Source organism: Ornithinimicrobium sufpigmenti (genome assembly GCF_004322775.1).
Lineage (GTDB): Bacteria > Actinomycetota > Actinomycetes > Actinomycetales > Dermatophilaceae > Ornithinicoccus > Ornithinicoccus sufpigmenti.
The window spans coordinates 1893735-1919919 of the sequence record NZ_CP036403.1 but is presented as its reverse complement, the minus strand read 5'-3'; the positions used below and the strand labels follow the sequence as shown (position 1 = coordinate 1919919).

General features: G+C 69.2%; 23 protein-coding genes. 4 read left to right on the top strand and 19 right to left on the bottom strand.

Features of this window, described 5'->3' with window-relative positions; all coding sequences use genetic code 11:
* Positions 1-42: 42 nt before the first annotated feature.
* Positions 43-1140: a phosphotransferase family protein gene (locus ESZ52_RS08700; protein ID WP_131104593.1), complete on the bottom strand. Its 1098-nt coding sequence runs from the start codon at positions 1138-1140 to the stop codon at positions 43-45.
* On the bottom strand, positions 1140-2387 hold the full coding sequence (locus tag ESZ52_RS08695; protein ID WP_131104592.1) for an acyl-CoA dehydrogenase family protein: 1248 nt from the start codon (positions 2385-2387) through the stop codon (positions 1140-1142). Before ESZ52_RS08695 ends, ESZ52_RS08700 begins: the two co-directional genes overlap by 1 nt.
* A gap of 154 nt (positions 2388-2541) precedes the next feature.
* Between ESZ52_RS08695 and ESZ52_RS08690 the strand changes: the two genes are divergently transcribed.
* Both ESZ52_RS08690 and ESZ52_RS08685 read left to right on the top strand, forming a co-directional pair.
* Positions 2542-3204 (top strand): TetR/AcrR family transcriptional regulator, encoded by a 663-nt coding sequence (locus ESZ52_RS08690; protein WP_131104591.1) that lies wholly within the window; start codon positions 2542-2544, stop codon positions 3202-3204.
* Complete coding sequence (locus ESZ52_RS08685) at positions 3195-3935, top strand: histidine phosphatase family protein (RefSeq protein ID WP_131104590.1); 741 nt, start codon at positions 3195-3197, stop codon at positions 3933-3935. Before ESZ52_RS08690 ends, ESZ52_RS08685 begins: the two co-directional genes overlap by 10 nt.
* An 81-nt stretch (positions 3936-4016) precedes the next feature.
* Here ESZ52_RS08685 and ESZ52_RS08680 read toward each other — a convergent pair whose 3' ends face one another.
* From ESZ52_RS08680 to ESZ52_RS08610, 15 genes are all read right to left on the bottom strand, one after another.
* Positions 4017-5252: an LLM class flavin-dependent oxidoreductase gene (locus tag ESZ52_RS08680; protein WP_131104589.1), complete on the bottom strand. Its 1236-nt coding sequence runs from the start codon at positions 5250-5252 to the stop codon at positions 4017-4019.
* Positions 5249-6052: an alpha/beta fold hydrolase gene (locus ESZ52_RS08675; protein ID WP_131104588.1), complete on the bottom strand. Its 804-nt coding sequence runs from the start codon at positions 6050-6052 to the stop codon at positions 5249-5251. Before ESZ52_RS08675 ends, ESZ52_RS08680 begins: the two co-directional genes overlap by 4 nt.
* Positions 6052-6555, bottom strand: a complete 504-nt coding sequence (locus tag ESZ52_RS08670) for a riboflavin kinase (protein WP_131104587.1) — start codon at positions 6553-6555, stop codon at positions 6052-6054. The genes ESZ52_RS08675 and ESZ52_RS08670 overlap by 1 nt, the downstream gene beginning before the upstream one ends.
* A complete protein-coding gene (locus ESZ52_RS08665) occupies positions 6555-8102 on the bottom strand; it encodes an ABC transporter substrate-binding protein (RefSeq protein WP_131104586.1) in 1548 nt (515 codons plus the stop codon). Before ESZ52_RS08665 ends, ESZ52_RS08670 begins: the two co-directional genes overlap by 1 nt.
* A gap of 237 nt (positions 8103-8339) precedes the next feature.
* Positions 8340-9128 carry an SDR family NAD(P)-dependent oxidoreductase gene (locus ESZ52_RS08660; RefSeq protein WP_131104585.1) on the bottom strand — a complete coding sequence of 263 codons (789 nt, stop codon included), beginning with the start codon at positions 9126-9128 and terminating at the stop codon, positions 8340-8342.
* Positions 9129-9188: 60 nt separating this feature from the next.
* The gene (locus ESZ52_RS08655; protein ID WP_186364095.1) at positions 9189-10727 is read right to left on the bottom strand and encodes an ABC transporter substrate-binding protein; all 1539 of its coding nucleotides are present in this window, start codon (positions 10725-10727) and stop codon (positions 9189-9191) included.
* 258 nt (positions 10728-10985) lie between these two features.
* The gene (locus ESZ52_RS08650) at positions 10986-12551 is read right to left on the bottom strand and encodes an ABC transporter substrate-binding protein (protein ID WP_131104583.1); all 1566 of its coding nucleotides are present in this window, start codon (positions 12549-12551) and stop codon (positions 10986-10988) included.
* Between the two features lie 257 nt (positions 12552-12808).
* A complete protein-coding gene (locus tag ESZ52_RS08645) occupies positions 12809-14377 on the bottom strand; it encodes an ABC transporter substrate-binding protein (protein WP_131104582.1) in 1569 nt (522 codons plus the stop codon).
* Positions 14378-14443: 66 nt separating this feature from the next.
* Positions 14444-15904: an MFS transporter gene (locus tag ESZ52_RS08640; RefSeq protein WP_131104581.1), complete on the bottom strand. Its 1461-nt coding sequence runs from the start codon at positions 15902-15904 to the stop codon at positions 14444-14446.
* On the bottom strand, positions 15901-16683 hold the full coding sequence (locus ESZ52_RS08635; protein WP_131104580.1) for an SDR family NAD(P)-dependent oxidoreductase: 783 nt from the start codon (positions 16681-16683) through the stop codon (positions 15901-15903). Before ESZ52_RS08635 ends, ESZ52_RS08640 begins: the two co-directional genes overlap by 4 nt.
* 127 nt (positions 16684-16810) lie before the next feature.
* Positions 16811-17860, bottom strand: a complete 1050-nt coding sequence (locus ESZ52_RS08630) for an ABC transporter ATP-binding protein (protein ID WP_131104579.1) — start codon at positions 17858-17860, stop codon at positions 16811-16813.
* Positions 17860-18867: an ABC transporter ATP-binding protein gene (locus ESZ52_RS08625; protein WP_131104578.1), complete on the bottom strand. Its 1008-nt coding sequence runs from the start codon at positions 18865-18867 to the stop codon at positions 17860-17862. The genes ESZ52_RS08630 and ESZ52_RS08625 overlap by 1 nt, the downstream gene beginning before the upstream one ends.
* A 59-nt stretch (positions 18868-18926) precedes the next feature.
* Positions 18927-19871, bottom strand: coding sequence for an ABC transporter permease (locus ESZ52_RS08620; protein ID WP_131104577.1), 945 nt, complete (start codon positions 19869-19871; stop codon positions 18927-18929).
* A complete protein-coding gene (locus ESZ52_RS08615) occupies positions 19868-20812 on the bottom strand; it encodes an ABC transporter permease (protein ID WP_131104576.1) in 945 nt (314 codons plus the stop codon). The genes ESZ52_RS08620 and ESZ52_RS08615 overlap by 4 nt, the downstream gene beginning before the upstream one ends.
* 57 nt (positions 20813-20869) lie before the next feature.
* Positions 20870-21622 carry an SDR family NAD(P)-dependent oxidoreductase gene (locus tag ESZ52_RS08610; RefSeq protein WP_131104575.1) on the bottom strand — a complete coding sequence of 251 codons (753 nt, stop codon included), beginning with the start codon at positions 21620-21622 and terminating at the stop codon, positions 20870-20872.
* A gap of 138 nt (positions 21623-21760) precedes the next feature.
* Between ESZ52_RS08610 and ESZ52_RS08605 the strand changes: the two genes are divergently transcribed.
* Together ESZ52_RS08605 and ESZ52_RS08600 are read left to right on the top strand one after the other, a co-directional pair.
* Positions 21761-22714 (top strand): quinone oxidoreductase family protein, encoded by a 954-nt coding sequence (locus ESZ52_RS08605; RefSeq protein WP_131104574.1) that lies wholly within the window; start codon positions 21761-21763, stop codon positions 22712-22714.
* A 40-nt stretch (positions 22715-22754) separates the two neighbouring features.
* Positions 22755-23276: an SRPBCC family protein gene (locus ESZ52_RS08600; protein ID WP_131104573.1), complete on the top strand. Its 522-nt coding sequence runs from the start codon at positions 22755-22757 to the stop codon at positions 23274-23276.
* A gap of 3 nt (positions 23277-23279) precedes the next feature.
* Here ESZ52_RS08600 and ESZ52_RS08595 read toward each other — a convergent pair whose 3' ends face one another.
* Together ESZ52_RS08595 and ESZ52_RS08590 are read right to left on the bottom strand one after the other, a co-directional pair.
* A complete protein-coding gene (locus ESZ52_RS08595) occupies positions 23280-25295 on the bottom strand; it encodes a helix-turn-helix domain-containing protein (protein WP_131104572.1) in 2016 nt (671 codons plus the stop codon).
* A gap of 100 nt (positions 25296-25395) precedes the next feature.
* Positions 25396-26184, bottom strand: coding sequence for an alpha/beta fold hydrolase (locus tag ESZ52_RS08590; RefSeq protein ID WP_131104571.1), 789 nt, complete (start codon positions 26182-26184; stop codon positions 25396-25398).
* Between the last annotated feature and the right edge of the window lies 1 nt (position 26185).

Here is a 26185-nt window from a genome sequence, read left to right as displayed (position 1 = left end):
GTTGCGGTGCCGAGGCGCTGGTCCCCAGCCGCCGCCCTCCGGCTAGGAGGTGATGTACCGCTGCGCGGCGCGCAGCAGTCCGGGCACGCCCTCCTCGAGGAGGGGCCCGAAGGTGTCACCGGGGCGCTCCCCCTTGAGGAACCGGGTCCTGATGGCCTCGCAGAAGACGGCCGACTTCCACAGGGCCAGCACCTGGTAGAAGGGCAGTCCGGACAGGTCGGCTCCGGTGGCTCGCCCGTAGTGCTCCACCAGCTCCTGACGCCGCCACCAGCCCTGGCGCGTGGTGACCGGCGAGTGATCCATCACGGTGGGCTCCCAATCCGGGTCGCTCCAGGTCGCGGTGAGATACCCGAGGTCGGCCAGCGGGTCGCCGAGGGTCGCCATCTCCCAGTCCAGGACCGCGGCCACGCGGCTCAGGTCCGTGGGGTCCAGCATGACGTTGCCCAGACGGAAGTCGCCGTGGACGACCGCGTAGGACGACTCCTCGGGGCAGTTGTCCTGCAACCAGCGGGTCAACGGCTCGAACTCCGGCAGCTCGCGCGTGGACACCTGGGGCCACAGCTCGGAGAACCGTCGCACCTGACGGCGCAGGTAGCCCTCCGGGCGACCCAGGGCCGCGACGGCGGGGTCGGTCACGTCGACCGAGTGCAGCCGCACCAAGGCATCGACGACGGCCCGCGAGGCGCGCGCCCGGTCCTCCGGTCGGTCCCGCAGCGCCTGCGGCTCCTCGGCCGTGACGACGAGACCGTCGACGAGGTCCATGACGTAGAAGGGCACGCCGAGCAGGGAGGCGTCCTCCTCGACGTCGACGATGGTGGGCACCGGCACCCCCCGGGGGCCCAGGACCGCCTGGAAGCGGGCCTCGCGCATCATGTCGTGGGTCGAGGGGGGCAACGGCGGCCGTGGTCCGCGGCGCAGCACCATGCGCCGGGCGTTCTCGCCCTCCCCCCGCTGCAGCAGGAAGGTGAGGTTCGACTGACCGTCGCCGATCCGTCGCCAGCTCAGCGCGCCGGCGCCCAGCCCGCGCTCATCGAGCCAGCCGGTGACCGTGTCGACGACGAGCACCGGTGGCACCGGCATCGCCTCGGCCTGGCTGGAGGTGGCGACGACGTCCACGCCGTCCGGCACGGTGACGGTCATCAGCTCCCCTCCCCAGGGGTCACGACGTCCAGGCGGGCGGCACCGGCCTCCACCTGCTTGCGCCGCGCCGAGGACGCGCGGCGGGAGATGGCCCACCGGTGGGTCTCGCTGGACCCGTCGTAGATGCGGAAGGGCCGCACCTCCAGCAGGTACTGCATGAGCGGCAGCGCCTCGGAGACGCCGTCGCCCCCGCACAGCTGGATGCTGCGGTCCACGACGCGGTAGATGGCCTCCGCACAGTGCACCTTGGCGATCGAGGACATCGCGGACCCCGCCTTGGGGTCGCTCTCCAGCAGCCGTGCCGTGCGGTCGATGATCGCGTCGGAGGTCTCGATGTCGATGACGGAGTCGGCGATGAGCGCCTGCGCCAGGCCCAGGTTGCGCATCTGCGCACCGAAGAGCTCGCGGTGCTCGGCGCGGTCCAGCGCCGTGTCCAGGGCGCGCCGCGCCAGCCCGAGCCAGCGCATGCAGTGCGTCAGCCGCGCTGGACCGAGTCGCACCTGGGCGTAGCGGAATCCCTGGCCCACCTCGCCGAGCACAGCGGACTGGGGCAGCCGCATCCCCTCGAGATGGACGTAGGGGTGGCCGCCCGCGATCGCGCGTTCGGTGGTCTCGATCTGGGCACCGACACGCCACCCGGGCACGTCGGTCCGGGTGAGGAACATCGTCGCCCCCGGCGCATGGGTCGCCCCCTGGGCGTCGGTCCACTCCGGCGTCCGCGCCATGATGATCGCGATCTGGGCGTCGTTGGCCCCGCTGATGAACCGCTTCGTACCATCCAGCACCCACGAGTCCCCGTCGGGGCGAGCGACGGTGCTCAACGCCTCAGGGTCCGACCCCGCACCGGGGTGCGGCTCGGTCATCGCGAAGGCGGACCGCACCTCTCCCCGCACCAGCGGGCCGAGGAACTCCTCCTTCTGCTCCTCGGTGGCGATGAGGGAAAGCATGTGCATATTGCCCTCGTCGGGCGCCATGCAGTTCAGGACAGCCGGGCCGATGGGCGAGTACCCCGCCTCCTGCAGCACCGGCGACCAGGCGCTCAGGGCCAGTCCGAGCCCGCCGTACGCCGCGCTGGACACCGGCGCGTAGACGCCCGCCTCGCGGGCCAGCTGGCTCAACCGCGTGAGCTCCTCCGGCGCCAGGGCATCCCCCGGCGCAGGCTCTGCAGGCACGATGACCTCGCGGACGAAGCGACGGACCCTGGCGACGGTCTCGGCGAGCTCGGGCTCTAGCTGGTCAGGACGCACGGGGGCCCACCGCCCTCTCGAGCCTGTGGGGCGCGGCACCGGGGCTGGTCAACATCGACGACTCCTCTGAGTTGATCGACCGAGCGAGCGCTCGGTCGCCTCTATGACGTAGTCTGGGGCCGCCCGTGAGGCCCTGTCAAGATGAGGAGTCCAGATGACCTCCACCCCACCCGGCCGCGGGCCGTGGCGGCAGCACGACGAGGACGACCTCCCCGTCATCCTGCGCGCCGCGCTGGACTGCTTCGTGAGCCAGGGCTACCACGGCACCACCACGCGGCAGATCGCTGGCCGGTCCGGGCTTTCCGTCCCGGGGGTCTATCACCACCACGCCTCCAAGCAGGCGCTGCTGGCGGCCGTGATGGAGCACGCGATGGAGGACCTGTGGTGGCGCAGCCAGGCCGCGGCCGAGGAGGCAGGACCCACCCAGTGGGAGCAGCTGGCCGCCCAGGTGGAGTGCCTGGTGCTCTTCCACTCCCGCCGTCAGGATCTGGCCTTCATCTCCTGGAGCGAGATCCGCAGCCTGGAGACCGAGCACCGGGTCGCCCACATCGAGCGCAGGGACCGGCAGCAGGCCGTGGTGGACGCGATCGTCGCGCGCGGCGCCGCCGAGGGGGTGTTCCGCGCCGGGCGGCCCAAGGAGGCAGCTCGTGCGATCACGACCCTGTGCGTCTCGGTCGCCCAGTGGTACCGGGCAGACGGCCCGTTGTCCCCCGATGAGCTCGCCGCCGAGTATGTCGACCTCGTGCAGGGCATGCTGCGGTGCGGCGGCCCAGCGCCTGCGCCTGCGTCAGGAGAAGAGATTTCGTCATGGGCATGATCACCCTGGTCCGCCACGGGCAGGCGTCGTTCGGTACCGATGACTACGACCGGCTCTCCTCGCTGGGCAAGGCGCAGTCCGCGACGCTCGGCGCCCACCTGCGTCACGCCGGCCGCCTTCCTGACCTCGTGCTGGTCGGCGGGATGCGGCGCCAGCACGAGACCTACCAGGCCCTGGCGGACGCGGCCGGGTGGGACCACGTCCCCGTGCGGGAGGACCCGGCCTGGGACGAGTACGACCACGAGGCGATCGTCTCCGGGGCCGAACGGCCAGGTCCGGCCGACCCTGGCCAGTCCCCGGTGTCGGCCCCAGGTCGCACCGTCGCCACCGGCGACAACGTCACCTTCCAGCGGAGGCTCGACGCGGCGCTCGTGCTGTGGACACGCGCGACCCGAGGCGGACGTTTCGGGGAAGAGACCTGGACGCAGTTCCACACACGCAACCGGGCCGGGCTGGACCGGGCCGCGGCCGAGGCGGGGCCGGGCCGTTGGGTCGTCGTCGTCACCTCCGCCGGACCGATCTCGCTCGCCTGCGCGCGGCTGGCCGTGGCCCCGCCCCCTGGCGATGCCGACGGCGCCCCCGACGAGGCCACGCTGCGGCTCTGGCCCGCCCTGAACCGGGTGCTGGTGAACAGCTCGCAGAGCCGAGTTGTCGTGGGGCGATCGGGGCTCACCATGCTCTCGTTCAACGAGCACCAGCACCTTGCCCCGGACCAGGTGACCAGTCGCTAGACGCCGGACCGCACGGCATACCGAGAAGACCGCCCCCGGCAGTGGCCGGGGACGGTCCTCGCGGTGCGGGTCGGGTGCAGGTCAGGCACCGGTGCCGAACTTGGCGGCGACCCTCTCCTGGCTCACCTTGGGGGTCCAGCGGTCCTCCTGGTCGGACCAGAGGTCCCGCAGCTTGGGGATGACCTGTGTCCCGAACAGCTCGTTGTTCATCATGGCCACCTCTTCGGGCAGGTTGCCGACGTGCATGCAGGTGATGAGCTGACCGATCCGCAGGTCGGTCGCGAGCTCGCGCACGCGCTGCTCCACCCGCTCGGGCGTGCCGGCGATGATGTAGCCCAGCTCGTCGTACTCCCAGAAGGAGAGCTCGCCCTTGGCCGCCTTGGCGCGCTCCTCGTCGGAGATGGTCTTCTCCCGGTTGAGGTTGGCCTTGATGGAGGCCTGCGAGTTGTAGCCGGGCGGCGTGGCGAACTCCAGAGCGGTCGGGTTCTGGCGGTAGAAGTACTTCACCGCGTCGGAGTAGAGCCGCTCGGCCTCCTCGTCGCTGTTGGCGCAGCAGATGACCTGGGTGAAGGCCATCCGGTTGGGGTTCATGTTGGCGCCCTGGCTCTCGGTGTAGTCCCAGAAGCCCTTGACGATGGGTTCGGCGCTCTGTCGCCCGGAGAAGGACAGGTAGCCGTAGCAGTAGTCGAACTCGTTGACGACGTCCCAGGTCTCGACGCTGCCGCTGCCGGGGATCCAGATCGGGATCTGCTCCTGCACCGGACGGGGCCAGACGTTGATGTAGCGCAGCTGGGTGTAGTCACCGCTGAAGGCGAAGGGCTCCTCCTCCTTCCACGCGCGCAGGATGAGCTCCCGGGCCTCGTGGAAGCGGTCCCGCAGCTCGATCGGCGGGATGCCGTAGGAGAAGGCACTGTCCATCGGGGTGCCGAAGACCATCCCGGCGATGACTCGTCCGCCGGAGAGGGTGTCGAGCATCGCCATCTCCTCGGCCACCCGGACCGGCGGGTTATAGAGCGCCAGGGAGTTGCCGCACAGGGCGATGGCCGCGTTCTCCGTCGTCGCCGCCAGGATGGAGGCGATGAGGTTGGGCGATGGGGTCATCGCCAGGGAGGTCTGGTGGTGCTCATTGAGCAGCAGGGAGTCCCAGCCCAGGGTGTCCGCCTGCTGCATCAGCTTGATGTACATGTGGTAGTCGCGGCCGACCTGCTCGGGATCGGCGATCGAGGCCGGCGGCGTCACCCAGGAGCTGTGAACGGTGTCGCCGTAGTCCTCGGGGAGCTTGGTGTAGTACTGCTGCGCGAACCAGTGGAACTTCATGCTGACTCCTTCCCCGCCTCGGCGGGTACCGGGTCGGCGAGGAAGTCGCCGACCGCCTGCAGGAAGGCGTCCTCCTGCTCGATCATGGGATAGTGCCCGGCCTCGGGGATGGTGACCGTCCGGGCGTTCGGGATGAGGCTGGCGAAGGCTTCGGCGTAGGACGCGGGGACCAGGCCGTCCGACGCGCCGCGCACCACGAGGGTGGGTGCCTGGACGTAGGGGAGACGCCGACGTAGGCCGCGCTCCGCGATCGGCCACATGAACTTCGACGCGGTGCCCAGGTTGCGGGCCGAGAACAGGATGGCCTCCTGCTTGTCGCTCGGGTCGGCCAGGTTGGTCGGTTCGGTCGCCGGCCGGTCGCCGTGCCACAGGGCGGCGGCCACGCTGGCTCGGTCCCCGAAGGGATCCTGCGCCGGCTCGTTGTTGTCCCAGAGGCCGAAGGGGTCTACCAGCACCAGCGAACGGACCAGCTCGGGCGCCAGCGCGGCCAGCTCCGCGGCGAACATGCCGCCCAGAGAGTGGCCGACGAGGTCGATCTGCTCGGCGCCGAGCGAACGGACCAGGGCCCGGTGGAAGTACGCGACGTCGTGGATGTCACGGAAGTGCTCAAAACCGGTCGAGCTGCCGTATCCGGGAAGTTCCGGGGCCAGGACCCGCCGGCTCTCGGCAAGACGTTGCAGGAACGAGGCACCGCCGGGATGGCGCTCGAAGCCGTGCAGATAGACGAGCGGCGCTCCGGAGCCGCTCTCCCACACGTCCACCTCATAGGTGCCGACGTGCGGAATGGTCAGGATGTGCATCAGGAACCTCCTTGTTCTGTCGTGCCGGCCCGGGACCCGGTCCGGCCATCCGGACCGACCATGTCGGTCCACCGGCAGCGCGCCGCGTACCGGCGCACGTGCTGGACATCTCTGCGGAGCCTGTCCACCAGGCTCTGCTCGTCGACGAACGCCACCTGCAGGCGGATCGGGGCCAGGAGCCACACCGGCAGCAGGTGGTCGTACAGGTCGTCGGCGTAGTCCAGGACGAACGCCTCGAGGAGGCGCACCCCCTGGCTGCCGTAGTAGGTGGGTCGGGTGCCGACGGAGACGGCGGCCCAGCGGAGCTCGCCCGAGCGGACCGCCACGGCGCCCACGTAGACCCCGTCACAGACCTGGTCGTCGTCCGGGCCAAGGAGCACGTTGGCGGTGGGGAAGCCGAGCGTCCGGCCGCGCTGGTCACCGGGGACCACCCTCCCGACCACGTCGGGGATCATCGAGGTGACGTGGGTGGGCAGCTGGTGCTCCGGACGCTCGGCGACCATCAGTCCGTCACCCCGACACCGCGGAAGTGCGGGGTGTAGGCCGGGGTGTAGCCCTCGGGGAAGACGACGTTGTCGGTCCACGCGCTGGGCGGGGTAAAGAGCATGACCGGCACCTCGCGACGCAGGTCCTTCTCCTCGGCGATCATGTCGTGGATCCCGGGCAGACGCTCCTCGTTGGTCGTGCCCTCCAGCGAGCGCTCCCAGGCGTCCTGGAACTCCTCCGAGGTGTTGTTCCACGGGTTGCGGAACTGACCCTCGAGGTTCTGCTCGTACTGGTTGGTCGGGTCCAGCAGGGGCGCCGAGGCGCCGATGTAGGCGTTGCCCTCCTGGCGGGAGAAGAAGGTGACCGGCGTCGTGGGCGACTCCACCACCCGCGTCTCGGCGGTCAGGCCGACCTCGGCCAGCATGGGGATGACCGCCTCGGCGATCGCCCTGTGGTCGTCGAGCGCGGGGATGAGCATCTCGAACTCGACCCCGTCCTCATACCCGGCCTCGGCGAGCAGCTCCTTGGCGCGCTCCGGGTCATACCCGTAGTCGGGGTTCTCGATCGTGACGTCCGGGTTGTAGGCCCAGTGGTCGGGCGGCAGGTGCTGGGCGATGGGGTAGCCCGCGCCGAAGAAGACGCCGTCGATGATGGCCTGCCGGTCCACGGCGAGCTCGACCGCGTGGCGGACCTTGGGGTCGTCGAAGGGCGGTTCACCGCTGTTGAACGTCCACCGGAACTCGGTGGTGCTCAGCGACGGCGCGACGTTGAGCCCGGAGGCCTGCGCGGACTCCTGGTCCTGCGGCATGAAGTAGGTCAGCTCACCCTGCCCGGTGGACAGCATGTTCACGCGCGTCGGGGAGGCGGTCTGGACGTACACCTCGTAGTTCTTCGCCTTGGCTGCCTCGGGGTCCCAGTAGTCCTCGTTGCGCTCCCACCGGCTGACCTGGCCCGGGATGTACTCGGTGAGCTTCGCCATACCGGAGCCGACCGGGTTCTGGTCCAGGTCCGGGTTGTCGAAGGCGGCCGGGCTGATCATCGAGCCGGCCCGCTCGGAGAGGACCGAGGGCAGGTTGGCGCCGGGTCCGTTGAGGTTGATGCGGACCTTGAACTCCTCCGGTGCCTCCACGGACTCGATCCGGGCCAGGGACCCCTTGATGGCCGACTCCTCCAGGGTCATCGCCCGCTCCAGGTTGGCCTTGACGGCCTCGGCGTTGAACGGCTCCCCGTCGATGAAGGTCACGTCATCCCGCAGCGACATCTCCAGCGCGGTGCCGTCGTCGACGAACTCCCACTCGGTCGCCAGCATCGGCTCCAGCTCACCGGCCTCGTTCTTCCAGATGAGCTGGTCGTAGGCCAGCCAGAAGAAGATCATGTCCCAGGCGTTCCCCGAGCGGTGAGGATCCATGGTGGAGGGGTTCTGGACGAAAATGTAGCGGAACGTGCCGTCAGGGTTGATCTCTCCGGTCGCGCCGGTCACCCCACCCGTCGAGGCACCCTCCTCGGACCCTCCGCCGTTGCCCCCGCCGCACGCGGTCAGGGCCAGGGTGCCGACCAGCACCACACTCAATATCCTGCGTCGTGACGTCAAGACACACACTCCTTCGTGCGGGACCCGGACTGTCTACCTCGGGTCATCAGGTGGCCGACCGGGCCACGCGGTGTTCTGCGAGTACAGCGCGGATCACCCGCGACGCCAATGGGGAGAAGCACACAAGGTCGCGAGCATCTGTAGTCATGAATCCACCGCGTGGCCGGGGCCTTGAGCTGCCTGCGCCCGGGACGCCGGCAGCGTCCCAGGTCAGCCGGTGAATTGACCGCCGGCCGGGTGCAGCATCTGGCCGGTCATGAAGGAGGACTCATCGGTCGCCAGGAAGAAGCAGGCTGCCGCCTGCTCCTCCGGGGTGCCGTTGCGACCCATCGGGGTGATGCTCATCGCCTGGGCGTGGGCGGGACTGTCCTCCGGCACGTCCCACATGGGGGTGGTGGTGTAACCGGGGCCCACCGCGTTGACCCGGATGCCGGTCTTGGCCAGCTCCAGGGCCATGACCTTGGTCAGCATGTGCACGCCGGCCTTGGAGACGCAGTAGGGCGAGGCGCCGGCCAGCGGGATCTTCGCGGCCGAGGAGGCGATGTTGATGATCGATCCACCGCTGCCCTGCTTGAGCATCTGCCGGGCGGCCGCCTGGCCGGTGAGCATCACGCCGGTGACGTTGATGTCGATCACCCGGCGGAAGATCGCCGGGTCGAGGTTGTGCACGTGGAAGGTGTCCTTCTCGACCCGCTCCACCCGCTCCTGCGGAGCTCCGGCGACGGTCACGCCGGCGGAGGCCACCGCCACGTCGAGACGCCCGAAGGTGTCCACCGTGACCTGAAGCATCCGGTCGGTGTCCTCCTGGCTGGTGGTGTCAACCTGCACATAGACGGCGCGGCGGCCTTCCGCCTCCACGCGGGCGACAGCGTCGTCGCCGGGCTGCAGGTCGGCGATGACGATGTCAGCGCCTTCACGGGCGAATCGCACGGCGCAGGCCGCTCCGATGCCGCTGGCGCCGCCGGTGATGAGGGCGACCTTTCCGGTCAGTGCTCCCATGGGGGATTCTCCTTGTGGTGACGAGGTGTGAAAATGGATGGACAAAGACGGTCCGAGGAATCAGTCACCCGTCACACCGACGCCGCGGAAGTGCGGCGCATAGGCGGGGGTATATCCCTCGGGGAGGACGACGTTGTCGGTCCAGGCTGACGGTGGGGTGAAGAGCATGACCGGGAACATGTTCAGCAATTCCTTGTCCTCTTCGATCATTGCGTGTACACCCGGAAGCCGTTCCTCGCGAGAGGTGCCCACGAGAGACTGGTCCCACGCGTCGGTGAACGCCTCCGAGGTGTTCTCCCAGGGGTTGGCGAACTGACCGGAGAGGTTGCGCTGGTACTGGTTGGTCGGGTCCACCACTGGAGCGCTGAGCCCTGGGAAGGCGTGCCCTTCCTGGCGGGAGAAGAAGGTGACCGACGTTGTCGGTGACTCGATGACGCGGGTCTCCGCCTTCAGCCCCACCTCGGCGAACATGGGCACCATCGCCTCCGCGAGGGCCCGGTGGTCGTCGAGACCGGGGATGAGCAGCTCGAACTCGACGCCGTCACCGTAGCCAGCCTCGGCGAGCAGCTCCTTGGCCTTCTCCGGGTCGTACCCGTAGTCGGGATTGTCCGGTGTCACCTCAGGGTGGTAGGCCCAGTGGTCCGGGGGAAGCATCTGAGCCACTGGTTCCCCGGCGCCGAAGAACACCCCGTCGATGAGGGCCTGCCGGTTGATCGCGTGCTCCGCAGCCTTCCTGACGCGAGGGTCGTCGAAGGGCTCCTTGCCGGCGTTGAAGTAGAAGGCGAAGATGTTGCTGCTGCGCGAGGGAGCGACGTTCAGGCCGGCTGCCTCGGCGGACTCCTGGTCCTGCGGCATGAGGTAGGTCAGCTCACCCTGCCCCGTGGACAGCATGTTCATGCGGGTCGGCGAGGCGGTCTGGGCGTAGATCTCGTAGGTCTTGGCCTGAGCAGCCTCCGGGTCCCAGTAGTCCTCGTTGCGCTCCCACCGGTTCACCTGCCCCGGGATGTACTCCACCAGCTTGGCCATCCCCGAGCCCACCGGGTTCTGGTCCAGGTCCGGGTTGTCGAAGGCGGCGGGGCTGATCATCGAACCGACCGTCGACGACAACAGGTCGGGCAGGTTGGCGCCGGGTCCGTTGAGGTTGATACGCACCTCGAACTCGTCCACCGCCTCCACCGACTCGACCCTCGCCAGCGAGCCCTTGAAGGCCGACTCCGGCAGCGTCTTGGCGCGCTCCAGGTTGGCCTTGACCGACTCGGCGTTGAACGGCTCACCGTCGATGAAGGTCACGTCCTCCCGCAGCGTCAGCTCGAAGGCCGCCCCATCGTCGACGAACTCCCACTCCGTGGCCAGCATCGGCTCCAGGTCGCCCGCGTCATTGCGCCAGATCAGCTGGTCGTAGGCGAGGGAGAAGAAGATCATGTCCCAGGGGTTGGCCGAACGGTGCGGGTCCAGGGTGGAGGGGTTCTGCACGAAGATGTACCGGAACGTGCCGTCCGGGTCGATCTCCTTGGCGGCCCCGTCGTCGGCGGCCGCCGCGTCTGAGCTGACGTTACCGCCGCCACCGCAGGCACCGAGCACCAGGGATCCGGCGAGCACAAGACCCAGTAATGAACGAATTCGAGACATCAACACTCCTTCGTGTCGAAGGGCGGACGACCACAGCCGTTCCGCTGGCGCCACGTGCGGTGCAGCGCCGGGTGGAAAGTTCGTGCGAGCCTCGTTGCCATTCCGTGAGGCTTGCACGGTGGATCTACCGTGACGTGGATCACGCGAGGCGACAATGTGCGCGTAGCCACAAAGGGGTGGACCTTAGTGGGGTCTTCTCCCTAGGCGCAGTCGTCAGGTCATCACGCGTCAGTCGGCCGCCACGCCGACGCCGCGGAAGTGCGGCGCATAGGCGGGTTCGTAGCCATCGGGCAGGACGACGTTGTCGCTCCACGCGGAGGGAGGGGTGAAGAGCATGATGGGGAAGCTGTTGAGCAACTTCTTGTCCTCCTCGATCATCGTGTGGATACCCGGCAGCCGATCGTCGCGGGAAGTGCCTTCCACCGAGGCATTCCAGGCTGCGGTGAAGGCTTCGGAGGTGTTCTCCCAGGGGTTGGCGAACTGGCCGGGGAGGTTGCGCTGGTACTGGTTCGTGGGGTCGACCACTGGTGCCGAGAGACCGACAACGGCGTTGCCCTCCTTGCGGGAGAAGAAGGTGACTCCCGTCGTGGGCGACTCGATGACGCGGGTTGACGCCCTCAGTCCCACCTCCTCGAGCATCGGCACCATGGCCTCCGCCAGGGATCGGTGGTCATCCAGGCTCGGGATCAGGAACTCGAAGTCCGCCCCGTCCGGGTACCCGGCCTCCGCCAAGAGCTCGCGTGCCCTGTCCGGGTTGTAGCCGTAGTCGTCATTGTCCGGTGTCACCTCAGGGTGGTAGGCCCAGTGGTCGGGCGGCAGCGACTGCGCCACGGGCTTGCCCGCACCGAAGAAGACCCCGTCGATCAGGGCTTGCCGATCGATGGCGTGCTCCGCCGCCTGCCGGACCCGGATGTCATCGAATGGTGGCTTGTCCAGGTTGAAGGACATGGAGAAGATGTTGCTGCTCAGGGAGGGCGCGACGTTGAGACCAGCAGCACTCGCAGGATCCTGGTCCTGCGGCATGAGGTAGGCGAGCTCACCCTGCCCGGTGGAGAGCATGTTGACCCGCGTTGGGGAGGCGGTCTGGGCGTAGATCTCGTAGGTCTTGGCCTGAGCGGCCTCCGGCTCCCAGTAGTCCTCGTTGCGCTCCCACCGGTTCACCTGCCCCGGGATGTACTCCACCAGCTTGGCCATCCCCGAGCCGACCGGGTTCTGGTCAAGGTCCGGGCTCTCCAGCGCGGCCGGGCTGATCATCGAGCCCACGGTCGAAGACAACAGGTCTGGCAGGTTGGCTCCGGGCCCGTTCAAGTTGATCCGGGCCGTGTACTCCTCGACCGCTTCCACCGACTCGACCCGGGCCAACGAGCCACGGTGAGCAGATTCGGGCAGGGTCATCGCCCGCTCCAGGTTCGCCCTGACCGCCTCGGCGTTGAACGGCTCGCCGTCGATGAAGGTCACGTCCTCCCGCAACGTCAGCTCGAAGGCCGCCCCATCGTCGACGAACTCCCACTCCGTGGCCAGCATCGGCTCCAGGTCGCCTTCGGCGTTGCGCCAGATCAGCTGGTCGTAGGCCAGGGAGAAGAAGATCATGTCCCAGGCATTGGCCGAACGGTGGGGGTCCAGCGTCGAGGGGTTCTGCACGAAGATGTACCGGAACGTCCCGTCCCGGTCGATCTCCTTCGCAGCCCCGTCGTCGGCGGCAGCGGAGCCCGAGCCGGCGTCGCCGCCAGCACAAGCACCGAGTACCAGGGATCCTGCGAGGACAAGTCCAAGAATCGGACGGATCTGAGACATCAACACTCCTTCGTGTCGAAGGCGGCACGACCACGGCCGTTCCGCTGGCACCGCGTGTGGCGCAGTGCGGGGTTCTGGACATCCAGACAGGGCCTTTCCGGCGTGCGGTCAGGTCTGCACTGGTGCGTTCTACCGTGACGTGGATCACGAGGAGCAACAATGTGCGCGTAGCCACAAAGGAAACGTTGAGCCTGGGAGGTTCCCTCTAGCCTCGGGAAGCCAGGGGGTTGAGATGCACCTAGGCCAGCGTGACCATGTCAGTCGCCGGTCACGCCCACACCGCGGAAGTGCGGCGCGTACGCGGGCACGTAGCCCTCGGGCAGGACCACGTTGTCGCTCCATGCGGAAGGCGGGGTGAAGAGCATGATGGGGATGACGTTGCGCAGCTCCTTGTCCTGCTCGATCATCGCGTGGACGCCCGGGAGTCGCTCCTCACGGGAGGTCCCCTCCAGCGAGGCGTTCCAGGCCTCGACGAACTCCTCGGAGGTGTTCTCCCAGGGATTGGCGAACTGGCCCGGCAGGTTCCGCTGATACTGGTTCGTCGGGTCGACGATCGGCGCGCCGGCCCCCGGGTAGAAGTCACCCTCCTGGCGCGAGAAGAAGGTGACCGCCGTGGTGGGTGACTCGACCACCCGGGAGGACACCGTGATCCCCACCTCGGCCAGCATGGGCACCAAGGCCTCCGCCAGGGCACGGTGGTCGTCCAGGCTGGGGATGATCATCTCCAGCTCCAGGCCGTCGGCATGGCCGGCTTCGGCCAGCAGCTCCCTGGCCTTCTCCGGGTCGTAACCGTAGTCGGTGTTGTCCGGGGTGACCTCAGCGTGGTAGGCCCAGTGGTCGGGCGGCAGCATCTGGGCGAGCGGCTTGCCCGCGCCGAAGAACACCCCGTCGATGAGGCCTTGGCGGTCCACTGCGTGCTCGATCGCCTCACGCACGAGCGGATCGTCCAGGCCCTCCTTGCCTGCGTTGAGGTAGAGCGAGAAGATCGTCGTGCTGAGCGAGGGCGCGACCGTGAGCCCAGCTGCCTCGGCGGACTCCTGGTCCTGCGGCATGAGGTAGGTCAGCTCGCCCTGGCCCGCGGCCAGCATGTTGACGCGGGTCGGCGAGGCGGTCTGGGCGTAGATCTCGTAGGTCTTGGCCTGCGCGGCCTCCGGGTCCCAGTAGTCCTCGTTGCGCTCCCACCGGTTCACCTGCCCGGGGATGTACTCCACCAGCTTGGCCATCCCCGAGCCGACCGGGTTCTGGTCCAGGTCCGGGTTGTCCAACGCGGCGGGGCTGATCATCGAACCCACGGTGGAGGAGAAGAGGTCAGGCAGGTTGCCCCCTGGTCCGCTGAGGTTGACGCGGACCCTGTGCTCCTCGACCGCCTCCACCGACTCCACCCGAGCCAGCGAGCCACGGTGGGCCGACTCGGGCAAGCTCATCGCCCGCTCCAGGTTCTCCCTGACCGCCTCGGCGTCGAACGGCTCACCGTCGATGAAGGTCACGTCCTCCCGCAGCGCCAGCTCGAAAGCAGCCCCGTCGTCGACGAACTCCCACTCCGTGGCCAGCATCGGCTCCAGGTCCCCGGACTGGTTCTTCCAGATCAGCTGGTCGTAGGCCAACCTGAAGAAGATCATGTCCCACGGGTTGGTGGAGCGGTGGGGGTCCAGCGTTGAAGGGTTCTGCACGAAGATGTACCGGAACGTGCCGTCCCGGTCGATCTCCCCAGTCGCCCCCGAGACACCGGTGCTCGTCTCAGCGTCGGCACCCCCGTCACCCCCGCCGCAGGCACCCACCAGCAATGCGGCAGCAATCAGGCTGGTCAGGATTCTTCTCCGTGGCATCGATGCTCCTTGCGCTCTCCGGGCCAGCCTCGTCGCCACCCATCACCCCAGGCTGGTGTGCCCCATTCAGGGACGCAATGTGGTGCCGCCCATGTCTGGGGGTGGGGTTGCGGGTCGTGGTCCACCGCCCGCCGGGCGCGTCAGACCGTGCCCCCCGAGGCCGAACCAGGCCACCAGCAGACCCAGGGCACAGACGACCAAGCACAGCACCAGGCTGGCCCGCACGCCCGCGAGCTCGGCGGCACCGCCGAGGGTGCCGGACCGCCGGGCCATCGAGGCGACGAGGATGGTCACGGCGCCGGAGACGCTGATGAAGAAGGCGCCGCCGACCTGCTGGCTGGTGTTGACGACGCTGGCTGCCAGCCCGTGCCCCCCGGAGTTCGACGACGAGAGCGCCAGGCTGGTGGCGATCACGCCCATCATCCCCTGCCCGAGGCCGATGAGGACGAACGGGGCGACGAAGGACGCCTTCGTCATCTCGGGGGTCATGGCCCAGGCCAGGAGACCCAGCCCGAGGCTCAGGCCGACCAGCGCCAGCAGCAGCGTCGGCCTCAGCGGGAGCCGGTCGAGCAAGCGGGGTCCCAGCTGCGCCCCCAGGGCGATCGTGGCGGTCCAGGGGAGGAAGAGCAGGCCGGCGGTCAGCGCCGAGTAGCTCAGGACGTCCTGCATGAAGATCGAGCAGAGGTAGTAGACACCCATGCCCGTGCTGGCCAGGACGATGAAGAGGTAGCCGATGCCCGCGTGCCCCTGCATGAGGGTCGACCAAGGGAGAAGCGGGGCCGGTGACCGTCGCTCCACGAGCAGGAACACCCCTGCCATCAGCAGGGCTCCGACGAACCCCGTGATCGTCACGACAGAGATCCTCGGCAGGCTCTGCGGCGCCTGGGAGAGGGCCAGCAGGAACAGGCCCATGGCGGTGGTCACCGCGACGGCGCTGAGCACCCCGCTGTGCACCCGTGCCGTGCGAGGGCTCCGGGGGACGACCCAGAGGACCCCCACCAGGAGCAGGACGATGGCGGGTGCGCTGAAGAGGAAGATCCAGTGCCAGTTGAAGACCGTGGTGATGAGCCCGCCGATGACGTTGCCGAGGGTTCCTCCGATCGCTCCCGCCCCCGCCCAGATGCCAAGGGCCATGCGCCGAGGTCGCGGCTCGCTGAACTGACCGGCCAGCAGCGACAACGCCGCCGGTGAGGCCATCGCCGCACCCACCCCCTGCAGCGCGCGGAAGAGGATGAGCACCTCTCCCGAGGCGGCGGCCGCACAGCCGACGGAGGCCGCACCGAAGACCACCATCCCGATCAGGAGCACGGTGCGGCCGCCGAGCAGATCGACGACGCGGCCTCCGGCCAGCAGGAAACCGCCGAAGGTGAGGACGTAGACGGTCACCACCCACTGCAGCCCTGCGGGGGTCATCCCCAGGTCCTCGCGGATCTGTGGCAGCGAGACCATGACGATGGTCGAGCCCACGATGAGGACGAACTGGACCCCGCTGAGGACACCCAGGAGGAGCCGCTGCCGGGGGGTCACCCTTCGTCGGCGGGCTTGGGGCTCACCCCCGCGGTCGAACCCCCGTCGATGCTGATGACCTGGCCGTTGATGAAGGCGGCCTGGTCAGAGGCCAGGAAGGCGACCAGGTTGGCCACGTCCTCGGAGGTGCCCACACGGTAGTACGGCAGGGTCTGCAGGGTGATCTCTTCGAGCTGGGGGGCGTTCGCGATGAGCTGGGGGGTCAGGATGACCCCGGGCGCGATGCAGTTGGTCCGGACCCCGTCGCGGCCGTGCTGCACCGCCAGGTATCGGGTCAGGTGGGCGACCGCGGCCTTCGTGGTGCCGTATGCGGTGAGCCCGGGGCTGCCGCGCAGGGCGGCCTGGGAGGCCATGTTGATCACCGAGCCGTTGCCGGAGTCGATGAGGTGTGGCAGCGCAGCCTGGGTGGCGACCACGAAGCTGCGCAGGTTGACCTCCCACGCCGCCTCCCAGATCGACAGGTCGTTGCTCAGGACGGTGCCGTCGGTGCCCCAGGCGGTGGAGGTGATGGCGACGTTGTTGTGCAGCACGTCGAGCCGGCCGTACGTGTCCACGGCCTTGGCGATGACGGCCCGGACCGACTCCGGGTCGCGAGCGTCGAAGCGCACCGCCAGGGCGGCGTCTCCGATCGAGGACGCGACCGCCTCGGCGGCGTTCATGTCGTAGTCCGCGACCACGACGCTCGCGCCCTCCTCGGCCAGGCGACGGGCAGAGGCTCCACCGATCCCCCCACCCCCACCGGTGACCACCGCGACTCGGTCCTTCAGCAGCTGTGCCATGAGCGTTCTCTCTCTCGGTCGACGTTGACGATGGTTCGATCCTGTCCGGGGAGCCGCAGGCGGACAACGGACGGGCGCACACAACCTCCGGCTCCGTGGTGTCGGTTGACCCGCCCCCGGGGGGTGCTCAGCCGGGGGTCTTCACCAACCCGCTGTCTGCCCGGTCCGGGACCAGGTGGCACGCGGAGGCCCCTCCCCCGGGCAGCGGGTAGGCCGGGGGGTCGACCTGCACGCAGACGTCCATGACGTACGGGCAACGGCTGCTGAAGCGACACCCCGGCGGCAGGTTGGACGGGTCCGGCGGGTCGCCCTGCAGCACCATCCGCTTGCGCTGCCGCTGGATACGCGGCGAGGGCACCGGTACGGCACTGCGCAGCGCCTGGGTGTAGGGGTGGGTCGGGCTCTCGAAGACCTGGTCCACGTCCCCGTGCTCGACGACCCGCCCCATGTACATCACGGCGACCCGGTCGGAGATGTGCCGCACGACCGACAGGTCGTGGGCGATGAAAAGGTAGGCCAGCCCCAGCTCCGCCTGCAGCTGCTCCAGCAGCTCCAGCACCTGGTTCTGCGTCGAGACGTCCAGGGCGCTGACCGCCTCGTCGAGGATCAGGAGCTGGGGCTTGATCGAGATCGCGCGGGCGATCGTGATGCGCTGTCGCTGGCCGCCGGAGAACTCGTGCGGGTAGCGGTTGCCGTAGTCCGGCTCCAGACCCACCTGTCGCAGCGACTCGGCGACCCGCTCGGCCTTCTCGGCCCGGGTCAGGGTGGTGTGCGCGTCCAGAGGCTCGGCGATCGAGGCACCCACGAGCATCGACGGGTCGAGGGAGGAGTACGGATCTTGGAAGACCATCTGGATGTTCTGCCTGGCTGATCGCAGCTGCTTCGCCGGCAGCCTCAGCAGCTCCTGGCCGTTGAGGTGCACCGTGCCGGCGTCCGGCTCGACCAGTCGCATCAGGCCGCGGGCCGTCGTCGACTTTCCGCACCCCGACTCCCCCACCAGGCTCAGGGTCTCGCCCGGATAGACGTCGAAGGAGACTCCGTCGACGGCGTGCACCTCCGGTGCGGGGGTGCGGCTGAAGAGCTGTCGCCGGCCGCGGAAGGTGACCCGCAGGTCCCGGACCGACAGCAGCGGCTGCGGCTCGAGTGTGGTCGGCTCGAGTGTCGTCGGCTCGCTCATCACGACGTTCCTTCCAGGATCAGTTCGTCGGCGCGGATGCACCGCGAGGTGTGTTCGGGGTGGACCTCGAGCAGGGGGATGGTTCCCTCCTTGCAGGCCTCGACGGCATACGGGCACCGGGGGTGGAAGCGGCACCCCTGGGGGAACCGCCCGATCCGGGGCGGGGATCCCGGGATGCTGCGCAGCTCCCCCTTGTTGTCCAGCCGGGGCATCGCCGCGATGAGGCCCTCCTGATAGGGGTGCTGCGGCTCCTCGAAGACACGGTGCACCTCCGCCCCCTCGACGATCTGTCCGGCATACATGACCATCACGCGGTCGCAGATGTCTGCGACCACGCCCAGGTCGTGGGTGATGAAGATGACCGAGATCCCCCGCTCCTCCTGGATGCTCTTGATCAGGTCGAGGATCTGCGCCTGGACGGTCACGTCCAGCGCCGTGGTCGGCTCGTCGGCGATCAGCACCTCGGGGTCGCAGGAGAGCGCCATGGCGATCATGACGCGCTGCCGCATACCGCCGGAGAACTCGAACGGATACTGGTCCACCCGGCGCTCCGGGACGGGGACACCGACCCGACGCAGGAGCTCGATCGCCTCCCGGCGGGCCTGCTTGCGGGACAGGCCTCGGTGCCGACGCAAGGGCTCACCGATCTGGTCCCCCACGGTGAAGGCCGGGTTGAGGCTGCTCATCGGCTCCTGGAAGATCATCGCGATGCGCTCGCCCCGGAAGGCCGACATCGCCCGCTCGTCGAGGCCGGCGATGTTCTCCCCGCCGAGGGTCAGCCGTTCGGCCCGGATCCGGGTCTGGCGCCGGGGCATCAGCTGGGCGATCGACAGGCAGGTGACGCTCTTGCCACTGCCGGACTCGCCGACGAGGCCCAGGGTCTCACCGCGACGGAGCGAGAAGCTGACACCGTCGACGACGGTGGCCCATCCGTCTCCGGTGAGGACCTCGACCTCCAGTCCCTGGACATCGAGCAGGACGTCCTCGGCGTGCTCCTGCGGGCTCATGGGGCCTCCTGTGGGCTGCGTTGGTGGGTATGGCGTACGGGGTCGGGTGCTCGCGCGGCTCACTCCTTGCGCTCCTCGCGACCCAGAGCGTCCCGGAGCCCGTCGCCGAGGATGACGAAGGTGAGGACGGTCAGGGAGATGAGGATGCCGGGGTAGATGCCCAGGTGCGGGGCCCGCCTGAAGTAGAGGAAGCCGTCGCGGATCATCGAGCCCCAGCTGGTGTCCGGGGGCTGCACTCCGAGCCCGAGGAAGGACAGGCCCGCCTCCGAGAGCATGGCGGCTCCGGAGGTGACCGCGATGGCGACGGTCAGGGGCGACATGGCGTTCGGGACGATGTGGCGCAGGATGATGCGGTAGGTGGGGGTGCCGATGCTCCGGGACGCCTCGATGAACGTCTCTTCCTTCAGCCCCATCACGACCCCGCGCATGAGCCGGATGAACCGCGGTGCCAGCAGCAGACCGACCGCGATCATCGCGTTGACGAGGTTAGGACCGAGGATGCCCACCAGGGCGATCGCGAGCAGCAGCGGGGGGAAGCTCATGCCGGCGTCGTTCAGCCGCATGATGACGGTGTCGACGGGTCCGCCGAAGTAGCCGGACACGAAACCGGCGGGGAGCCCGATGGCGAGCGCCACCGCCAGGGCGATGACGACGGCGAACATGCTGGTGCTCGTGCCGGTCAGCAGGCGGGACAGGATGTCCCGTCCGAGCTGGTCGGTTCCCAGCAGGTGGCCCTCCGACCCGGGCGGCAGGAGCACCTTGGTGAGGTCCTGCTGGGTCGGATCGTGGGGGGTGATCCAGGGTGCGACGATCGCCAGGAGGGTGAGAGCCAGCAGCACGCCGAGGGCGATGACCGCGGAACGGTTGCTGCGCACACGCCGGAGGAAGTCCCCCAGCGCGCCCGGTCGTTTGCCGGCGATCGGCGCGACCGAGCTCGCCTCGGCTGCGCCGTCGACACGGGTGGCGGTCGGCTGCACAGTCTCTTCTGCGGGAGGGATGCTCATCGGGGGCGCACCTTCGGGTTGAGGAAGCCATAGGTGACGTCGACCAGCAGGTTGACGATCATGGCGACGAGGACGGCGATCAGGACGATGCCCTGGATGACGGGGATGTCGCGCTGGGTCACGGCGTTGATGGCCACCATGCCCATCCCCGGGATGCCGAAGACCTGCTCCACCAGCAGCGCGCCTCCGAGCATGAAGGTGATCTGCACACCCAGGACGGTCACCAGGGGCACGCTCGCGTTCTTCATCACGTGCTTGCCGATGACGACCCAGCCCTGCAGGCCCTTGGCGCGGGCGGTGCGCACGTAGTCCTGCTTCATCACCTCGATGATCGAGCCCCGCAGCTGACGCGCACTTTCCGCCGCGGCGGCCACACCGAGGGTGATGGCCGGCAGGATCAGGTGACGCGCCCACTGCCCGGGGTCGTCCGCCAGCGGCACGTACCCGGTGGCCGGCAGGACGCCGAGGTTGATGCTGAACAGGAGCACCAGCATCATGCCGAGCCAGAACGAGGGCAGCGCGATACCGACCGACGATCCCAGGCTGGCGAGCCGGTCGATCCAGGAGCCCTGACGCAGGGCGGCGACGATGGCCAGCGGGATGGCGATGACCAGCGAGACCAGCACGGCAGCCGCCGTGAGCGCCAGCGTGACCGGCAGACTGTCGGCGATGCTGCGCGCCACCGGGCGGCTGGTGAACAGGGACGTCCCCAGGTCGCCCTGGACCGCGGAGACCAGCCAGTTCCAGTACTGGATCAGCACCGGGTCGTTCAGCCCGAGGCGCTCGCGGACCGCGGCGACCTGCTCGGTCGTGGCGTCCGGTCCCGCGATGGTCACGGCCGGGTCACCCGGGATGAGCAGGACGAGGCCGAAGACGACGAAGGTCACGATCAGGAGGACGGGTAACGTCGTGATGAGGCGCGTCAAGAGAAACTTGCTCAAGTGCCTACTCCATAAGGGGTGGATGTGGATGGGTTGTCGCGGCGCCGGGGACGGACGTCAGTGCGCGGAGTAGCCCCCGTCGACGACCTGGCAGCTGCCGGTCACGTACGACGCGGCGTCGCTGGCGAGGAAGCCGACGATGCCGACGATCTCTTCGATGGTGCCCAGACGGCCCAGCGCCGTGTCCTGGGCGATGGCCTGCTGGATCTCGGGTGTGAGTCGTTCGCGGTTGAGGTCGGTGATGACGTAGCCAGGAGCCACCGCGTTCACCCGTATGCCGTCGTGGCCGTACTCCATGGCGGCGCTGCGGGTCAGCCCGATCACTGCGTGCTTGGCCGCGACGTAGGCGGAGGCGTGCGGCCGCCCCACCGTGCCCAGGACCGAGGCCATGTTGATGATCGAGCCGCCGCCGGCCCGCTGCATGACGGGCAGCTCGGCCTGCAGACAGTGGAGGACCCCGTCGAGGTTCGTGTCCAGGATCCGGCGCCATTCGGCGAGTGGATAGTCGGCCACCGGCACCACGGCCCCGGCCACACCGGCATTGTTCACCGCGATACGCAGCGGGCCCAGTGCGGTGGCCTGCTCGACGGCAGCCTGCACGCTGGCGGGCTCCCGCACGTCGAGGTGGCAGGACTCGGCCCTGCCCCCGTGGTTGGTGATGTGCGCCGCGACCTCATGCGCTGATTGCTCGTCGAGGTCGGCCACCAGGACAGAGGCACCTCGACCGGCGAGGTGCACAGCAATCTCCCGGCCCAGACCTCTGCCAGCGCCGGTGACAAAAGCGCTGCGACCGCCCAGGTCTATCGTCATTGATCCTCCTACTGGGTTGCCGACCACAATGGAGCAGGGCCGCCCGCGAGGGGTATGGAGAGACCTACCCATCTGTGGGAGTCAGTGTGGTGCAAAGTCCACATCACGCTGACGGCAGGTCCCGTAGCGTCAATGCGCATGACCCCCACCGCTACCCAGAACCATCACGTCGTCGGCGTCACGGACTTCGGCGGTCCTGACCAGCTGGGCGTCCACGAGGTCCCGGCTCCCCTGCCCGGCCCCGGAGAGGTCCGCATCCGTGTGGCGGCCGCTGCGGTCAGCCCGACCGACACCCACCTGCGGGCCGGGACCTACGGGACCTACGGCACGCAGCCTCCCTACGTCCCCGGCATGGATGCGGCCGGCGTGGTGGACGCCGTCGGGGAGGATGTTCCCTGGCAGGTCGGGCAGCGGCTGATGGCGATCGCGCTGCCGACCGGGCAACCCGGTGGCGCCTACGTACAGCACCTCGTCGGCCCCTGGGAATCGATGACGGTGGTTCCCGACTCCGTCTCGCTCGCCCAGGCGGCCACCGTCCCGATGAATGGCCTGACCGCACTCCAGGCCTTGGCACTGCTGGATCTGGCCCCGGGCAGCACGCTGGCGGTGACGGGCGCCGCCGGCACCTTGGGCACCTACCTCGTGAGCCTCGCCCGCGCCGCGGGCCTGGTCGTCGTCGCCGACGCCGCGGCCAAGGACCGTGAGCTCGTCATGAGCCTCCGCCCGGACCACGTGGTGGAGCGGGGGCCGGACGTCGCGCAGGCGATCAGGGAGCTCTTCCCCGACGGTGTCGATGGCCTGGTGGATGGCTCGGTCCAGGGTGAGCAGATCGTTCCCGCCCTGCGCGACGGTGGGCGACTGGCTACCGTCCGCTTCTGGGAGGGGCCGGACGAGCGCGGGATCCAGACGTTCCCGGTGCGGGTCCGCGACGAGTACCTCGCCCAGGACCGGCTGCAGCAGCTTGCGGCCTACGCCGAGGACGGCACGCTTCCGCTCAAGGTGGCTGCCGAGCTGCCCTATACCGAGGCGGCCGAGGCGCACCGGATGCTGGAAGCCGGCGGGGTGCGCGGACGCATCGTCCTGACCTTCTGACGGGGGCGAGCCCTGTCCGACGAGACCTAGGAGAACCCGCATGTTGTTGGCCCACCGCGAGAGCGTGACCGTCGACGCGCCCTGCGAGGCCGTCTACGCGATCGTCCGTGACGTCACCCGCACCGGTGAGTGGAGCCCGACCTGTCGATCCTGCCAGTGGGAGGACCCGAGCATCACCGGGGTCGGGGGCCGCTTCACCGGGCACAACGTCAGCCCGAGCCGCGAATGGACGACCACCTCCACCGTGGTCGCCGATGACCCGGGGCGCGAGTTCGTCTGGGGGGTGGGCCTCGGGTATGTGCGGTGGGGGTACCTGCTCACCCCCCGGTCCGACGGCGGCTGCGAGCTGACGCACACGTGGGAGTTCACCGAGGCAGGACAGCAGTACTTCCGCGAGCGCTTCGGGGAGGAAGCTCCCGCCCAGGTGGCAGTCCGGACCGCGTCTGCGCACCATGACATGCCGCTGACGCTCCAGGCGATCAAGGGCATTGCCGAGCGCGAGGCCGGCAGCTCTGGCCGCGGTGCGGACCCTGCCGACGCCGTCGGCGACCCTCTCGGCTGACCGTCAGCTCACCGCGCGGGCCGGTCCCGCCGCGGGCGGCTCCGCCAGCAGCTCCTCCAGGGGTAGGTGCTGGGTCAGCCGGTAGAACTGGAGGGCCAGCTGCATCTCCAGCGATCCGGCCGGTTCCCGCCACGCTTCGGTCCCGAGCACGTGGTCGATGCGCGCCAACCGCTGGTAGACGGTGTTTGGGTGGACGAAGAGGGTCGTCGCGGCGGTGCGTGGGTTCTGACCAGCCTCGAAATAGGCCTCGAGGGTCTCCACGAGCATCGCGCCATGGTCGCGGTCGTAGCGCATCAGTGGGCCGAGGAGCCGGTCGAGCATCCGGTCCACCCGAGCCCGGGTCGTGCCCTCGAGCACGAGCCCCAGGGCTCCGAGGTCGTCGCGGCACAGGACCTCGCCGGACCGACCCAGCGCGAGGACGATGCGCAGGCACCGGGACGCCTCGGCGTGGGTCGCGCGCAACTGGGAGTAGTCGGCAGCCAGCCCGCCGACGCCGCCGCTGAGCACCGATCCCGGGGCTGCTCGACGCAGTGCGTCGCGCACCTGCTTGATGAACCCCTGGGGGTCGGCGAAGGCGGACAGGGGGACGACGGCGACGATGTCACCCGCGTACTCCGAGGCCAGTCCGCGCACGGGTCCGGTGATGCGGGCGCACAGCTCAGCAAGCTGCTTACGGGTGATCTCACCGCTGGCGCTCAGGACGAACACCCAGTGGGGGGCGTAGGGGTCCAGCAGGCCGGAACGCTGAGCACGCCGCTCGACGACGGCTGGGGATGGCGCCCGGTCACTCAGCAGGTCGTCGATCAGCTCACCGCGCAGCTGTTGCTCGACGAAGAAGGTCTGCCGCTCCAGCAGCTCCAGCACCCCGGCGGTCTGGGCGCTCTGCTCCAGGTTCTGCACCACGACCGCGGTCTGTGCCTCGCTGAAGGCTGCGAAGAGGTAACCCAGCCGGGAGTTGCCTGCGCGGACGGGGACGAACCACCGCTCGCGCAGGACCGAGTCCTGCTGGGACAACCGCTCGGTCGACGTACCGGATCCTGACGCGAGCGCGCCCGCCTCCTGGGTCAGCTCCGGCACGACGAACTGTGCCGACGGCAGTGCGTGGACGGCGACGACGTCCCCCTGCTCGTTCACCTGGCCCAGGACGTCGGCCCCCAGGAGCTCGCACACCGCGGCGACGAAGTCGTGGGCCGATGCCCGGTCCAGGGCCAGGGAGGTCAGCTGGGCATGAGTGTGCGCCGAGCGTTGCAGCGCCAGGGTTCGCTGCCTCAAGGAGTCGTTGGTCTCGCGCAAGCTCCGCGCGTTGCGCTCCAGCTCCTCGATCAGGTTGGCGTTGGCTAGGGCGATGGCTGCCTGGTCACCGAGCGAGGCCAGCAACGCCATCTCGGAGGCGCTGAACCGGTGCTTCCTCCGGTTGGCGATGAAGAGGGCGCCGATGGTCTCCCCGCCGGAGCTGATCGGCACACCCGCGATGCTCTGGATGCCGTCGGCCTCGACGGCGGCCGCGACGGACGGCACCCGCTCGATGTCCGGGTCCTCCAGGTAGCTCTCGGTCCAGAACGGCCGGCCGCTGGAGATGATCTTGCCTCCGATACCCTGACCCGGCTTCTGGCGCACCGACTCGATGGAGGCGCTGAGCGTCCCGGCGGTGATGCGCATGTAGGCGTCACCAGCTGCCTCGTCCTTCAGGGCGACGTAGCACGAGTCAGCCATGAGCAGGCGCCGCACCCGGTCCACGATGGCCCGGAGCACCTCGTCCACATCCGTGAAAGAGGTGAGGTCCCGTGCGGTGTCGAACAACGCGTGCAGCTCGCGCTCCCGCTGACGGTGTTCGGCCACCTCCTCGCGCGCTCGCAACGCCGCACCCAGCAAGGCCGAGACCAGCTCCTGGGTGGGACCGGGCGGGAGCTGCTGCACCTGGGCGACGACCTCGTCGACCAGCTGCTCGTCGGGATTGCCGATGAGGGCGGAAAGCCGCTCGCCCAGCGCCTTGACCGGCATCTCTGTCACGTCGTCCACCGTTGGACTCCTTCTATACAGGCGGGCCCGGCCAAATGGCCGGGCCCGCCGTCCGTGCGCGATCACCAGGGGCGTCGTGCCCCGTGGCCGTGGTCCCCGGTCAGGCCGGGCGGCTCAGGAAGGCGGTGATGGCCGCCAGAGTGTCGTCAGGGTACTCCAGGATCATGCCGTGGTTCCCGCGCGGCAGGATCTGCAGGTGGGCGTTGGGGATCAGCTCGGCCATCTCCACCGACTGCCACGGCGGGGTGAGGGTGTCCTCGGCCCCGGCCAGCACCAGCACCTTGTTGGTCACCGTCGGCAGCTGCTCCCGGGAGTCGTACACGCGCAGACCGGCGGCCTGCCCGGCATACCCCTCGTAGGAGGTGGGGTGCGGATCCATCTCGGCCGCCATCCGCTGCGTCTCGTAGAGCGCCTCGTGGTTGGTCAGCGCCCGGGGCGTCAGCGCCCAGGCGAGACCCTGGACGGCGAGGGCCGCGGGCTCCAGGCCGGACTGCCTCAGGATGAGACCGGCGTCCAGCCACGCGTCCTGCACCTTGGTGTAGGACGGGAAGGCGTTGAGCAGGACCGCCTTGTCGATCAGCTCGCCGTGGTTGATGAGCAGCGACTGCAGGAGCGAGCCGCCCAACGACCAGCCCACCGCCGACACCGGCCCGAGGTCGAGGGACCGCAGCAGGGCCGCGATGTCGTCGGCCATGCCGTCGATGGTGTAGGGACCCTCCGGCACCGGGCTGCGGCCCGTCCCCCGGTTGTCGACGGTGATGACGGTGTAGGACTGCGCGAGCGCGGGAGCCACGGTGGCCCACGCGCCGGAGCTGAGACCCAGACCGGCGATGAGAAGCAGGGGCGGACCTTCCCCTTGGATGTCGTGGTGCAGCTCAACGGTGCTCATG